The sequence below is a fragment of the Herbaspirillum sp. LeCh32-8 genome (assembly GCF_017814915.1).
Taxonomy (GTDB): domain Bacteria; phylum Pseudomonadota; class Gammaproteobacteria; order Burkholderiales; family Burkholderiaceae_D; genus Herbaspirillum.
Genome location: NZ_JAGIPZ010000002.1, coordinates 536207 through 550177 on the forward strand (window position 1 = coordinate 536207; position 13971 = coordinate 550177).

Below are 13971 nucleotides of genomic sequence, written 5' to 3' on the forward strand. Positions count from 1 at the left end.
GGCAAGAGTTTGCCTGGCGTCCGTGTAAGAAGTATGTCGCCTGAGCTGAGTAGAGAAATGAATTCCCAGAGCATTCCCCGACGAACGAAGTTGTCAGCCGCGATTTTTGGCGCTCTGGCGTTCTTTTTGTCCATGTCCGCCATGGCGGAAAAGAAGGTGTCACTCGCTCAGGTCGAATTCGGTTCGGATTTTCTGCGCGGGTCGGGCAGCACTCAATTGGATGTTTCCCGCTTCGATAAAGCCAATCCCATTGCGCCTGGTAGCTATCGCGTCGATTTGTACGTGAATCAGGTTTGGAAGGGGCGGCAAGAGGTGGTCTTCCGTACACGCGAAGGCGAAGCATCGGCTGAGCCCTGCTTCAATCGCGCGATGCTCGAGATCGCAGGCGTGGATATGGACAAATTGTCCGAGGCGGTTCGGGCGGCGTTGGTCAACGCCGGACCGCAGGCCTGCCTGCGTGTGGAGGACCTGGTGCAGGATGCCACCGCGGATTTCGACGGCGGCGAGCTGCAACTCAATGTGAGTATTCCACAGGTGTCTCTGCGCCGTTCTGCACGTGGTTATGTGAGCCCCGAGCTTTGGGATAAAGGCATCAACGCAGCCTTGCTGAACTATAACTTCAACACTTACAGCACCAGCACAAACAGCCAGACCAACACCTCATATTATCTGGGGCTCAACAGCGGTCTTAACCTTGGAGACTGGCACTTCCGTAATAATTCTTCCGCCACCTGGCAATCCGGGGGGCAGACCCGCATACAAACGATCGCCTCCTATGCCCAGACCAGTATTGTTCCCTGGCGCAGCCAGCTGACGCTCGGCGATGCCTACACATCGGGTCAGCTGTTCGATGGCATGTCTTACCGCGGCATACAGTTAGGCTCGGATCAGCGCATGTTGCCTGATTCGCAAAATGGTTACGCGCCTATTGTTCGTGGCATCGCCAGAACCAATGCGAGAGTGCAGATTTCTCAGAACGGCAATGTCATCTATGAAACCACGGTGGCACCGGGTCGTTTTGAAATTACCGATCTGTATCCCACCGGCTATGGCGGCAATTTGCATGTGGTGGTGACCGAGGCGGATGGCAGTCGTAACAGTTTCGATATTCCCTACGCGTCGGTCGCGCAGATGCTGCGTCCCGGTACGCATCGCTACAACGTCACGGCCGGGCGCACTCGCAGCAACGGCACGGCTGGTATAGAAGCCAATTTCGTGCAGGGTACTTACGAACACGGGATCATCAATGACCTGACCTTGTTTGGCGGCGCCACCGTCGCCAATGACTATGTCAGCCTGTTGGGTGGTTCCGCCTTCAACACGCCCATCGGCGCAATGTCGGCGAGCATTACGCATTCGCAGGCAAAGGTCGCGGCCGGCGACAGCCGTACCGGGCAGAGCGTAAAGATCGACTACAACAAGTTGTTGCCTGACAGCGGCACGAATTTCTCCGTGGTCGCTTACCGCTATTCGACCGACGGCTATCTGCGCTTGGCGGATCTGTTGAATCTGAAGGCTGCTGCGGCGCAGGGCTTTTCATCAAGCCAGGCCGACCGGCCTCGAAGCCAGCTCAATCTGAGTCTTTCACAGACATTGGGTGAGGGACGGGGAACGTTTTACGTCAACGGATCGACCCAAAACTATTGGAACCGTGGAGGAAGCGGCACCCAGTACCAGTTCGGCTATAGCAATACCTGGCGTTCCATTTCTTACAACTTCTCGGTGCAACGGCAACGGGATCTGCAGACCGGCAGCACGGACACGCAGTACATGTTCCAGATGTTCATGCCGTTGGGTAAGGAAGTCCGTTCGCCCTCGCTCAGTGTCGGCGTGAACCGCGACGCTCGCGGCGGAAATTCCCTGCAGACCTCCTTGTCAGGAACCGCAGGTGCAGATGGCAACTTGAGTTACGGTGCAAACTTCTCGCGTAGCCCAGGTAACAGCACCTCGTCCGTCAATGGCGAATATCGCGCGCCATACGCGGTGCTCGGCGGCAGCTACAGCTATTCCGGCGGCAGCCGTCAAATGTCCGCGCAGGCCAGGGGCGGCGTCGTGGCGTATGCCGGCGGCGTGGTGCTATCGCAGGACATGGGCGACACGATTGGCATCGTCGAGGCTCGCGGCGCCGGCGGCGCGGAAGTGAACGCCGTTGGCGTGCGCCTGGATCGTTCAGGTTATGCCGTGGTGCCTTCTCTTTCGCCGTTCCGCATGAACGAGGTGGAGCTCGATCCCAAAGGGACGTCCACCGATGTCGAGCTGAGCAGCACCAGCCAGCGCGTGGCCCCCTATGCAGGAGCGGTTGTCTTGCTGAAATACGGCACCGTGACCGGTCGCTCGGTGCTGATCAATGCCCGCAGCTCCAGCAACACCGTGATTCCCTTTGGCGCTGAAGTGCTCGATGAGAAGGGCTCATCGTTGGGCATTGTGGGGCAAGGTGGCGTCATCTTCCTGCGCGCCAACGAAGACAGCGGTCGCCTGACCGTGCGCTGGGGGCGCGAGCGCAATGCGCAGTGTGTGCTCCAGTACGCACTGGGGCCGCGTGATCCGAAGGCGGAAAGCACCTTCGACCAGATCACCGCGACCTGCGAGACGCCGGCCGACCTCGCTCGAAAGAAGGGCGGCACACCGGTGGTCGGGAATGCCGGGGATGCAAGCGGAGCGCGCAGCGGTTCGTGATGAGCGCTTGCCGGTGACAGCAGGGACGGCATGATGGAGCGTCGATACCCTGTTTTCCGCTCCGTAATTCAGCCCCATGTCCGACCAGGACTGTCGGCCACAAAGCATGCGTTAAAAAGTCTGTAAAAAGCCGTCAAAAAAGCCCCCGTGACTTCAGGTCACGGGGGCTTTTATCTGGCCGATTTCAATCGACTGCACTGGCGCGCGTACCGGCCGCCAGTGTCAGACGTGGGTTACGCCAGGGCGCCGTGCGCCTGGCCGGCAGCCAGCTGAATTTCCAGCTTGCCGGCCTGCGGGGCCAGTTCATTGCCGGAGGACATGGCGCCCGGCACGTTGGAGGTGGCCATGGCTTGCGTCAACAAGGCTGCCGATTTGCTTGCGGCGGCCGTTGCCGTTTGAACCTGCGGTTTGTTCAACTGCTTGTTGATGTCGGCAGCCGTCCATTTCACGCCATCGGAGAACTGGAATTCCTGAACCGGGTCGGTCACTTCCCGGGGCTTTCCGCCAGGGCCCTTGAGCTTGAAGGTGGTGAAATACTTTTCAATGGTCAGGCTGTCCGAGACGCCATACTCCAGCACCAGCGACTCACCCCGGCGCTGCACGCCGCGCAATTGCGTGGATGCGACGTCGGTGAATTTGACGACGTCCCGTCCGGCCTTCAGCAGATCCTGGTACTCATGGCGGCTGCCGAAGTTGGCCCGGGCGATCACGTCGTTTCCATCTCCTACGCTGAACTGGAAAACATCGGTGTTCATGCTGTTGAGCAGCACGTCGTTGCCGCGGCCGCCGATCACGGTGTTGCCGAGAGCGCCATATTGCCCTGCACGCAGCACATCGTCGCCGTTGGTGCCGCGGGTGACGACACGGCCTTGGTCGATAACGATACCTGGATAGTGCTCCGGTCTGCCTTGTGTCGGCGGTGTATCCACCTTGTTCCGGCTCACATATTCATCCCACAGATTGTATTTTTTCTGCGCATCGCCGAGTTGGACGGAAACGTCCCGATCATTGAAGGAGAAATTCCCGTCTTCATCCGAACGGAATACGTCGATCACCCGAACGCTGTCGGCCTCGCCATAGCGCAATACCAGATCGGTGCCTTCCCGGATGATGGTCTTGATATCCACCAGGGAGGAGAGATCCTTGAATTGCAGAGTGTCCTCGTTTCCCCATGCGTCTTTTGCCTTGCCCAGATAGACGGTATCGTTACCGTCTCCGCGTTCAAAGACGTAGGTATTATCGCCGGCGCCGCCTTCAAGGTAGTCATCGCCTTTGCCGCCGATCAGGGTATCGTTCCCGTCGCCGCCGTACAGCTTGTCGCTGCCGGCTCCGCCGACCAGCAGGTCATTGCCATCGAGGCCGCGCAGCGTGTCGCCGTTGTCGCTGCCGTGAAGCTCCTGGTTGAAACCGATCTTCTCGTATTGCTCCTGGAGGCTGAAGGTCATCGATCCGTATTGCTGGTAAGGATATTGCACATAGACGCTCGGACGATCACTGCGGAATACCCAGCCGATATGGTCATCGAAGCGGAACATGTCCTTCAGGGTCACGCTGTCCGAGGCGCCATAGTGCAAGACCAGGTCGGCATCGTTGCGGACCATTTTTATATCGTTCAGGGAGGAAATGTCCTGGAATCGCAAGGTATCGGTCTTGCTCAATCCCGGCCTCAGCGAGACCAGCTCTAGCGTATCGTTGCCGCTGCCGGCGCCGAATACATAGGTATCGAATCCCAGGCTGCCGACCAGGTAGTCATCACCTGTTCCACCGATGATCAGGTCATTGCCGAGGCCGCCGACGATTGTGTCGTCGCCGGCGCCGCCTACCAGGATATCGCCGGCATTGCCGCCGACGATATAGTCGTCGCCGCTGCCGCCGTCAATGTAGTTGCGGGAATTGGAATCGCCTTCCAGTTCATCCGGGACTTCATCATCGCCGACGAGGTGTTTGTAGGCCGGGACAATCTCGTCAGGATTGTAGTTGTCGCTGAGCAGGGCATTGAGCGTCGCGTCGGTAATGGCCGGATGAGGGATGACGACGGGTTGATTGACGAGGGGTTTTTTCGGGCGAGCCATATTTGTTTTCCTATGCAAGAGGGATGTGTTTCAGCAATGAATATTGCGATCAGCTTGCAGATGCATTTCACGCTGTTGCTTGCGGGTAATGTCTGCAGCATTGAAAATAAATCTTGTTCCCCTGGAAATCAGATATCGGCGATAAATATTGCTCAAAATACAAATAAGTTCTTGGTAAATTCCAAGTTGATTGGCAGGTTTGCCCGTGAGCGAGTGTTCACCTGATTTCTTGCGATGTCGTCGAACATGAAGAAGGCGACTGCCAGAGCCAAGCGAACGCTGCAAAGCTGCATCGACGACGAAGGTTGACGCAGTTTTGCGGACGAGGAGGAGGGAGTGTGATGGCGAGAGCGCCGACGTTTGCGTGACCATCTCCGGATGCAAAATGGCGCAAAAGCGACGACAGGGAAAACGGCGAACGTATCAACATGGATGGCACCGGACGCTGCGATGAGAAATGGGGGGCGAGGGAAAAGCAGGATCGCAGGCTTCGCGAAATGCGCGCCGCCTGTGCCGACGATGAACAAGGAGGGCGCGATGTGATGCGGGAAGGGTACGTTGACGTCGACGGTGTTTCGATGCGTCCACGCACAAATAAAAACAGGCGCCTAAGCGCCTGAATTCAGATAAACCTTTTGGGGTGGCTGATGGGACTCGAACCCACGACAACAGGAATCACAATCCTGGACTCTACCAACTGAGCTACAGCCACCATTGATGTGCGGGAAAAACTTCTCTCCGTCACCAGTGAAGCCAACGATTATACAAAGTCCTGTAGGGGATAGCAACACAATTTATGAGCTTGTCGAAAAAACTTTCGATAAGGCAGCTCAGGACTGGCCTAGCGCATGCACCGGCGGATCCAGTCGCAGCAAGTTGGCGAAGGCATGCGCCAGCGTGGAGCTGCTGGCAGTGGTAAAGCCGGCCAGCGATCCGGGGCTGGCGGGTCGGCGCAGCGCGGCGCTGTCCAGCAGGCGCAGCAGCTGGCGCGTGACGGCTTCGCCGGTGTCGACGATGGCCGGCGTGTTGCCGCTCAACCGGCGACATACGTCCTCGATCGCTTCGCGCACGAAGGGGTAGTGGGTGCAGCCCAGTACCAGCGTGTCGGCGCCTTGCTCCAGCAGCGGCGCGAGATAGCGCTCCAGCAAAATCACCGTGGCCGGCGAATACAACTCGCCCTTTTCGATCAGGTCCACCAGGCCTACGCAGGCTTGCGGCAGGAAGCGCGCCTGATGACTGCTTTCCATCTGTTCGCGCAGCAGCGCGAAGCGCTTGCTGGCCAGCGTGCTGCGCGTGGCCAGTACGCCCACCGTGCCGCTCCTGGTCAGTTGGGCGGCCGGCTTCAGTCCGGGTTCGATGCCCACCACCAGCAGTGCCGGCCAGCGTTCGCGGATGGCCTGGATGGCTGCGGCGGTAGCAGTATTGCAGGCCACCACCAGGGCTTTGGCGCGCTGGTCGATGAAGAAGGCGGCGATCGCCAGCGAGCGCGCCACGATCTCGTCTTCGCTCTTGTCGCCATAGGGCGCGTAGCCGGAGTCGGCGAAGTACAGCAGCTTCTCGTGGGGCAGGGCGGCGTGGATATGGCGCAGCACCGACAGGCCGCCGATGCCGGAATCGAAAATGCCGACGGCAGCGTCGGCTGCCGTCGGCACGGAGGGTGTTGCTTGCGTCATCGACGTCATCGAAGAAGAAACCTCGGAACCGGATTGCTGCATGTTACTGGGTTTTCTCCCGCGATGACGATGGGCGCTCGGCCGCTTAGGCCGTGGTGACGGGGATCTTGGACAGCGACACGCTCTGCGCGATCTTTTCCTTCCACTCGGCGGGACCGGTGTTGTGCACCGAGATGCCGTTGGCGTCGACCGCCACCGTCACCGGCATGTCCTTGACGTCGAACTCGTAGATCGCTTCCATGCCCAGGTCGGCGAAGCCCAGCACCTTGGCCGACTTGATCGCCTTGGACACCAGATAGGCCGAGCCGCCCACTGCCATCAGGTAAGCCGACTTGTGCTTCTTGATCGCCTCGATCGCGGCCGGGCCGCGCTCGGATTTGCCGATCATCGAGATCAGGCCGGTCTGCTCCAGCATCATGTCGGTGAACTTGTCCATGCGGGTCGCGGTGGTCGGGCCGGCCGGGCCCACCACTTCGTCGCGCACCGGGTCCACCGGGCCGACGTAGTAGATCACGCGGTTGGTGAAGTCCACCGGCAGCTTCTCGCCCTTGGCCAGCATGTCCTGGATGCGCTTGTGCGCGGCATCGCGGCCGGTCAGCATCTTGCCGTTCAACAGCAGGGTCTGGCCCGGCTTCCAGGAGGCGACTTCTTCCTTGGTCAGGGTGTCCAGGTTGACGCGCTTGGACTTCTCGGTGTCCGGCACCCAGTGCACTTCCGGCCATTCCGACAGCGACGGCGGTTCCATGTAGGCCGGGCCCGAGCCGTCCAGCACGAAGTGGCCGTGGCGGGTGGCGGCGCAGTTGGGGATCATGGCCACCGGCTTGGAGGCAGCGTGGGTCGGGTGCATCATGATCTTCACGTCCAGCACGGTGGTCAGGCCGCCCAGGCCCTGGGCGCCGATACCCAGCGCGTTGACCTTGTCGCACAGTTCAATCCGCAATTCTTCGGTCTTGTTGTTCGGGCCGCGCTTCTTCAGCTCGTACATGTCGATGTCGTCCATCAGCACTTCCTTGGCCATCAGCATGGCCTTCTCGGCAGTGCCGCCGATACCGATGCCCAGCATGCCCGGCGGGCACCAGCCGGCGCCCATGGTCGGCACGGTCTTCAGGACCCAGTCCACCAGGTTGTCGGACGGGTTCAGCATGACGAACTTGGTCTTGTTTTCCGAGCCGCCGCCCTTGGCGGCGATGCGCACGTCCACCGTGTTGCCCGGCACCAGTTCCATGTGGATCACGGCAGGGGTGTTGTCCTTGGTGTTCTTGCGCTCGAACTGCGGGTCGGCCACGATGGAGGCGCGCAGCACGTTGTCCGGGTGCATGTAACCCTGGCGCACGCCTTCGTTGACGGCGTCGGCGATCGAGCCGCTGAAGCCTTCGAAGCGCACGCCCATGCCCACCTTCAGGAACACGTTGACGATGCCGGTGTCCTGGCAGATCGGGCGCTTGCCCTCGGCGCACATGCGCGAGTTGGTCAGGATCTGCGCGATGGCATCCTTGGCAGCCGGGTTCTGCTCGGCCTCATAGGCGCGCGCCAGGTGCTGGATGTAGTCCACCGGGTGGTAGTAGCTGATGTACTGCAGCGCGGCGGCTACGGATTCGATGAGATCGTCTTGCTTGATGATGGTCATGGCTGGTTCTCTCAGGGTTTGGAATAAGGCGTCGTCAGTGTGGCTTGTCGGGCGAATCCGACGGCGGCGCGGGATGGGCCATCAGCTTGTCGCAGTAGGCGATGGCCATGGCGGAAACGAGGAAGGTCACGTGGATGCCGGTCTGGGCCAGCAGCGTCTTGACGTCGTACAGGTTGGCGTTGATGAAGGTCTTCAGCAGATGGATCGACGAGATGCCGATGATGGCCGTGGCCAGCTTCACCTTCAGCACCGAAGCGTTCACGTGCGACAGCCATTCAGGCTGGTCGGGATGGCCTTCTAGGTTCATGCGCGAGACGAAGGTCTCGTAGCCGCCCACGATCACCATGATCAGCAGGTTGGAGATCATCACCACGTCGATCAGCGCCAGCACCACCAGCATGATGGTCTGTTCATTGAGCTTTTCCGGGCGCGGCGCGCCGCTGATGGCCACCGCATCCAGGATGTGATCCAGCGAGGCGGCGTTGCCCATGGCCGCGCCGATCAGGTCCGACAGCTCGACCCAGAAATGGTAGACGTAGACGCACTGCGCCAGGATCAGGCCCAGGTAGAGCGGCAGCTGCAGCCAGCGGCTCATGAAAATCAGGTTGGGCAGAATGCCGATCTTGCGGGGAGCTTGGTTTTTCGGGGCTGTCATGAAGTCAACGTGCGATTGATTCCGGCGGGTTCTGGCGAAGTATGGCTGGATTCGATTATCGGCTCGAATTTGGGGCCGTATTTTACACGGCCTTGGCGTCGCTCTCGCGGCATCGCGCAACAGAAATCTCGGCAAAAACACGAGCCCGGGCATGCCTGCGGGAAACAGCCGCCTGTGCCACAATGAACGGGCTGTGAACATCTCGACATCATTCCAGTCTCCTGAATGAGGCACCCGTCGGATTTCAACCGGCCCGGCCTTCTCGCCGGTACCGTCCATCGGCCGCAAAGCCCTGTCCCATCTGCGTTCCCGCCCGGGAACATTGCCAGTTGTGTAAGGACTGAGTAAGTGAAGCGGCCTATGGTTTGCGACAAAGCAAAAATTATCCTCTGGAGACTACCGTGGCAGACATCGAAACTTTCAAACAAGAGAACCGCGTCTTTGCACCGCCCGCTGATCTGGTCAAGAACGCCGCCATTTCCGGCATGGACGCCTACCAGGCGCTCAATGCCGAATTCGAACGCGACTATGAAGGCACCTGGGCCAAGCTGGCCAAGGACAACCTGAAGTGGCACAAGCCCTTCACCAAGACGCTGGACGAGTCCAACGCGCCGTTCTACAAGTGGTTCGACGACGGTAAGGTCAACGTCTCCTATAACTGCCTCGACGTCAATCTGGAGAACGGCAACGCCGACAAGACCGCCGTCATCTTCGAGTCCGACGACGCCAAGGTCACCAAGGTCACCTATCGCGAGCTGCACCAGAAGGTTTGCCAGTTCGCCAACGGCCTGAAGTCGCTGGGCATCAAGAAGGGCGACCGCGTCGTCATCTACATGCCGATGTCGGTCGAAGGCGTGGCCGCCATGCAGGCCTGCGCGCGCATCGGCGCCACCCACTCGGTGGTGTTCGGCGGCTTCTCCGCCAAGTCGCTGCAGGAGCGCGTGATCGACGCCGGCGCAGTGGCCGTGCTGACCGCCGACTACCAGGTCCGCGGCGGCAAGCAGTTGCCCCTCAAATCCATCGTCGACGAAGCCCTGGCCATGGGCGGCTGCGACACCATCAAGAACGTCATCGTCTACAAGCGCGCCGGCGCCGAGATCAACTGGGTCGAAGGCCGCGATCGCTGGCTCTCCGACGTCGTCGCCGGGCAGAGCGACGTGTGCGAGCCGGAATGGGTCGACGCCGAGCATCCGCTGTTCATCCTCTACACCTCCGGCTCCACCGGCAAGCCCAAGGGCGTGCAGCACTCTTCGGCCGGCTACCTGCTGTGGGCCGTGCTGACGATGAAGTGGACCTTCGACATCAAGCCCGATGACGTCTACTGGTGTACCGCCGACATCGGTTGGATCACCGGCCACACCTATATCGCCTACGGCCCGCTGGCGGTGGGCGCGACCCAGATCGTGTTCGAAGGCGTGCCGACCTATCCCAACGCCGGCCGCTTCTGGGACATGGTGGCGCGCCACAAGGCCACCATCTTCTACACCGCGCCGACCGCGATCCGCTCGCTGATCAAGGCCGCCGACGCCGACGAGAAGGTGCATCCCAAACAGTACGACCTGTCCTCGCTGCGCATCCTCGGCTCGGTCGGCGAACCGATCAATCCTGAAGCCTGGATGTGGTACTACAAGAACGTCGGCGGCGAGAAGTGCCCCATCGTCGACACCTTCTGGCAGACCGAAACCGGCGGCCACATGATCTCGCCGCTGCCGGGCGCCACGCCGCAGGTGCCGGGCTCCTGCACGCTGCCGCTGCCGGGCATCACCGCCGCCATCGTCGATGAGACTGGTCACGACATTCCCAACGGCAGCGGCGGCATCCTGGTCGTCAAGCGCCCGTGGCCGTCGATGATCCGCACCATCTGGAACGACCCGGAACGCTTCAAGAAGAGCTACTTCCCCGAAGAACTGGGCGGCAGGATTTACCTCGCCGGCGACGGCGCCGTGCGCAACAAGGACACCGGCTACTTCACCATCACCGGCCGCATCGACGACGTGTTGAACGTCTCCGGCCACCGCATGGGCACGATGGAAATCGAATCGGCCCTGGTCGCCAACAGCCTGGTGGCCGAAGCCGCCGTGGTAGGGAAGCCGGACGAAACCACCGGTGAATCGATCTGCGCCTTCGTGGTCCTGAAGCGCCCGCGCCCCACCGGCGACGAAGCCAAGCAGATCGCCAAGGAACTGCGCGACTGGGTCGCCAAGGAAATCGGCCCCATCGCCAAGCCCAAGGAAATCCGCTTCGGCGACAACCTGCCCAAGACCCGCTCCGGCAAGATCATGCGCCGCCTGCTGCGCGTGCTGGCCAAGGGCGAGGCCATCACGCAGGACGTTTCCACGCTGGAAAACCCGGCCATCCTGGATCAGCTGAAGGAAGCGCAGTAAGCCGCAGCCGGTAGTCAGCGGCTCGCACAAGGCCGTGGTGACGTGCAGCGCAATTGAAGAAGCAACGCGTCCTTGAGCGAACCTCAAGGACGGAAAGACCGGCGGAGCAGGGCGAAGCAACATCCCAGCCCATCCGCCGGTCTTTTTGATGGCCAGCAGGAAAAATTACGCCAAAAAGGCTTGGCATCCTGAGAAACCTTGCTATAATCAGCGGCTTCGCAAAACGCGACCAGAATCCAGGAGAGATGGATGAGTGGTTGAAGTCGCACGCCTGGAAAGCGTGTATAGGTTAATAGCCTATCGGGGGTTCGAATCCCCCTCTCTCCGCCAGTATAGATAAGCCCCTGATTTCGCTGAGAAATCGGGGGCTTTTTCTTTTTCGCTACCGCTGGCCGCTGCGCTCCGGGGATAGTTCAGGGATATTTCCGTGCAAAGATGCCTCGATTTTTTGCATTTCGCGGTCATTGTCGGCACCATCAATCCAGTCGGCATAGATGTCGAAAAACACCTTTACCGAGTGGCCCAGCTGCTTGGCCAGGTATGCTGGGTTCGCCCCCGCCATCAGTCCAATTGTCGCGTACGTGTGCCGCATGTTGTAGGGCCGGCGATAGCGGAGCCCGGTCTGCTTGATCGTGCGAGCCCAGAACGTGCGTGTGTCAGTGATTTTTTGATAAGCCCACGTCTTTCCGGTCTTCGGGTCGTGGAAGATATGCCCGCCGGCAAGGAACGTGAAGCTCTTCTGCTTCGTCAGCGCTTCAAGGGCAGCACTGTTCAGCCGGACCTTGCGAGCCTTGTGGGTCTTGGTCGTGGCCGTTTCCTCATCGTAGACAATGCCGCCTTCGACCTTGATTTCGTTGTGCACGAAGTCCACATCACCCCATTTCAGGCCGATTCCCTCGTTTGTCCGAAGTCCGGTGAAAAACATGAACTGGGTGAAGTTGGCCACTTGCTCTGAGTAATTTTTCTTGATGAAGTCGAGCATGATATGCACCTCCTTCAGCGCGAAGGGATCCGGCGGCGGCCGTTGCCACGAGGCCCGCTCCACATCGTCGCACGGGTTTGCTTTCAGTAGCCCGTCCCGTTTGGCGAATTCAAACATGCCGCGAATCATCGAGAGCTCGTTATTCCGGCTCTTTCCGCTAGACCATGCCCCTTTGCCCAGCGCCTCCAGAATGTCGGAATAGCGGGTTTGGTCGATCGGGCCATTCTTCAGATGGATTTTCCAAAAATGATCAAGCCGCCGCTTGTACTGCGTCAACGTGGACGCTTTCAGGCTGAGCAAGGAATGCCATCGGCGCATCCATCGGGCTGCCTGCGCTCTCCGTGCGAAATTTCATGATGTGCGTGGAGACCATCGCATGTTTGACGCCGCCGGCGACGACCGTACCCAAGGGATCCGCGACATCATGAGTGCGGGGCTGTTGGCCGATCCGAAGTCGCAAGACAGTCGACAACATGCGCTGGGCCATCCTTGCCAATGATCCTGCTGCCATTGTTCCGCCCAGTAAGGAGCATTTCCGCCCGCGAAGAGAAGACTCGTGTCAATCAGATTCGAAGTTTGCAGTGCCATCGGCTGAACTGAATAGGCACCGGGGTGCATGATGGTTAGTTCGGCGGTCGTGACGGTTGGCTTGCGAATGTAGATGCCAAGATCGCGGCTTTGCGAAAAAGCCTGCAAGACTAGCGAGTGCCAACAAGCTGCGTTATTGCGTAAAATTGCGTAGATTTTTTGTTTAGCAATGTAACGTCAATACGTAACTTATGGGTATTCTTAGATTCTTGCTCGCTTTATCAGTAATCGTGATGCACGCAGGGCCGGTGTTCGGCTTGAATTTCTCGACAGGAGTTCAGGCTGTCGAGGCATTCTTCATGATTTCAGGGTTCTATGTCGCACTCATACTCAGAGAGAAATATGTAGGGTCTGGGTATTACTGGAGGTTTATTGGGAATCGTGCGTTGAAAATATTCCCCATGTACTGGGCAGTTCTAGGACTATTGGTGATCTATTGCTCGCGCGCATATCTCAGGTCAGGAAACTTCGGCCCGATGAATATTTACCTGGAATTCCCTGAGGTCATTTCCGCAAAATTTCTAGTTTTGTCGGCGCTGTCAAACATCCTGATTTTCGGGCAGGATGTAGCGATGTTCTTAGGCTTTAATGAGGCCTCTAATGGCCTTGAATTTACTGCGAACTTCGCTGCGTCGTCGCCGCCAGTATTTCGATTTCTTTTGATCCCTCAAGCATGGACGCTTGCTTTGGAGCTGATGTTTTATTTGATTGCTCCATTCTTGGTGAATCGTTCTAACCTGTTGTTGTTGGCAATCGTGGCTTTAGGGGCATGTCTGCGATTTTGGTTTGCGCAGCACAACTATTTCAACTCCGATCAATGGCTATATCGTTTTTTTCCATTGGAGCTTCCATTCTTTTTAGTCGGAATTCTTCTCTATCGGATTTATAGCAAATTGAAGTCCATTGAGATTCATCGAGTTCTGTTGCTATGCACGGGCATGATGGGGTTAGTTGCTGCCGCGTTGCAGATCCCGCTGGAGATGAATAAGTGGATTTTCTATTTGATAGTTGCAATTGCAATTCCGTGCTTGTTTATTTTGTCTAAGAAGAGTGCTCTTGATCGGTGGATAGGGGATCTATCGTATCCCATCTATATCTCTCATCTGTTTGTGATGTGGGTCTTATCGGCCTCAGATATGTTCCAGAAAACTGGGATCGATAGGGGAACGCTTACGGCGATATGTACGGTTTGTTTTGCGGTCGCCCTGGTTCATTTATTTAGGCCGATAGAATCATTCAGGCAGCGTCGAGCTGTAAGAGTCTGAAGGCAGCTGATAAAACGTAGATAGAAGAAGCCGCATCTTGCGGCTTTTT

The 13971-nt window shown here is 58.7% G+C and carries 10 protein-coding genes and 2 tRNA genes; 5 read left to right on the forward strand and 7 right to left on the reverse strand.

The genetic code is table 11. From position 1 onward, the window contains the following. The first annotated feature begins 57 nt into the window (after nt 1-57). Nucleotides 58-2676 carry a fimbria/pilus outer membrane usher protein gene (locus J8I26_RS07485; RefSeq protein WP_245200179.1) on the forward strand — a complete coding sequence of 873 codons (2619 nt, stop codon included), beginning with the start codon at nt 58-60 and terminating at the stop codon, nt 2674-2676. Nucleotides 2677-2909: 233 nt separating this feature from the next. Here J8I26_RS07485 and J8I26_RS22800 read toward each other — a convergent pair whose 3' ends face one another. From J8I26_RS22800 to J8I26_RS07515, 6 genes are all read right to left on the reverse strand, one after another. Beyond that, on the reverse strand, nt 2910-4748 hold the full coding sequence (locus J8I26_RS22800) for a calcium-binding protein (protein ID WP_209605688.1): 1839 nt from the start codon (nt 4746-4748) through the stop codon (nt 2910-2912). 30 nt (nt 4749-4778) lie between these two features. Continuing rightward, nucleotides 4779-5120, reverse strand: coding sequence for a hypothetical protein (locus J8I26_RS07495; RefSeq protein ID WP_209605690.1), 342 nt, complete (start codon nt 5118-5120; stop codon nt 4779-4781). A 264-nt stretch (nt 5121-5384) separates the two neighbouring features. Continuing rightward, nucleotides 5385-5460: transfer RNA gene (locus J8I26_RS07500), tRNA-His, on the reverse strand. Between the two features lie 118 nt (nt 5461-5578). Then, on the reverse strand, nt 5579-6421 hold the full coding sequence (murI, locus tag J8I26_RS07505; protein ID WP_245200180.1) for a glutamate racemase: 843 nt from the start codon (nt 6419-6421) through the stop codon (nt 5579-5581). Between the two features lie 85 nt (nt 6422-6506). Next, nucleotides 6507-8048: a fumarate hydratase gene (locus J8I26_RS07510; protein ID WP_209605694.1), complete on the reverse strand. Its 1542-nt coding sequence runs from the start codon at nt 8046-8048 to the stop codon at nt 6507-6509. Between the two features lie 34 nt (nt 8049-8082). Continuing rightward, a complete protein-coding gene (locus J8I26_RS07515; RefSeq protein ID WP_209605696.1) occupies nt 8083-8703 on the reverse strand; it encodes a YqhA family protein in 621 nt (206 codons plus the stop codon). A 401-nt stretch (nt 8704-9104) separates the two neighbouring features. On the opposite strand from J8I26_RS07515, the gene acs reads away from it, so the two are divergent. Beyond that, entirely contained in the window at nt 9105-11087 is a 1983-nt protein-coding gene (gene acs / locus J8I26_RS07520; protein WP_209605698.1) for an acetate--CoA ligase, read from the forward strand. 239 nt (nt 11088-11326) lie between these two features. Then, nucleotides 11327-11417, forward strand: a tRNA-Ser gene (locus J8I26_RS07525). Nucleotides 11418-11469: 52 nt separating this feature from the next. Here J8I26_RS07525 and J8I26_RS07530 read toward each other — a convergent pair. Further along, complete coding sequence (locus J8I26_RS07530; protein WP_209605700.1) at nt 11470-12369, reverse strand: site-specific integrase; 900 nt, start codon at nt 12367-12369, stop codon at nt 11470-11472. A 76-nt stretch (nt 12370-12445) separates the two neighbouring features. On the opposite strand from J8I26_RS07530, the gene J8I26_RS22805 reads away from it, so the two are divergent. Together J8I26_RS22805 and J8I26_RS07535 are read left to right on the forward strand one after the other, a co-directional pair. After that, nucleotides 12446-12568, forward strand: coding sequence for a hypothetical protein (locus J8I26_RS22805; protein WP_280868466.1), 123 nt, complete (start codon nt 12446-12448; stop codon nt 12566-12568). A 280-nt stretch (nt 12569-12848) separates the two neighbouring features. After that, nucleotides 12849-13922: an acyltransferase gene (locus J8I26_RS07535; RefSeq protein WP_209605702.1), complete on the forward strand. Its 1074-nt coding sequence runs from the start codon at nt 12849-12851 to the stop codon at nt 13920-13922. The last annotated feature ends 49 nt before the right edge of the window (nt 13923-13971 follow it).

What these genes read in the sequence shown, in the direction of transcription:
- J8I26_RS07485 (WP_245200179.1), top strand. Translation starts at nt 58, where the DNA reads ATGAATTCCCAGAGCATTCCCCGACGAACGAAGTTGTCAGCCGCGATT.
- J8I26_RS22800 (WP_209605688.1), bottom strand. Translation starts at nt 4,748, where the DNA reads ATGGCTCGCCCGAAAAAACCCCTCGTCAATCAACCCGTCGTCATCCCT.
- J8I26_RS07495 (WP_209605690.1), bottom strand. Translation starts at nt 5,120, where the DNA reads ATGGTCACGCAAACGTCGGCGCTCTCGCCATCACACTCCCTCCTCCTC.
- murI (WP_245200180.1), bottom strand. Translation starts at nt 6,421, where the DNA reads ATGACGCAAGCAACACCCTCCGTGCCGACGGCAGCCGACGCTGCCGTC.
- J8I26_RS07510 (WP_209605694.1), bottom strand. Translation starts at nt 8,048, where the DNA reads ATGACCATCATCAAGCAAGACGATCTCATCGAATCCGTAGCCGCCGCG.
- J8I26_RS07515 (WP_209605696.1), bottom strand. Translation starts at nt 8,703, where the DNA reads ATGACAGCCCCGAAAAACCAAGCTCCCCGCAAGATCGGCATTCTGCCC.
- J8I26_RS22805 (WP_280868466.1), top strand. Translation starts at nt 12,446, where the DNA reads ATGTTTGACGCCGCCGGCGACGACCGTACCCAAGGGATCCGCGACATC.
- J8I26_RS07535 (WP_209605702.1), top strand. Translation starts at nt 12,849, where the DNA reads ATGGGTATTCTTAGATTCTTGCTCGCTTTATCAGTAATCGTGATGCAC.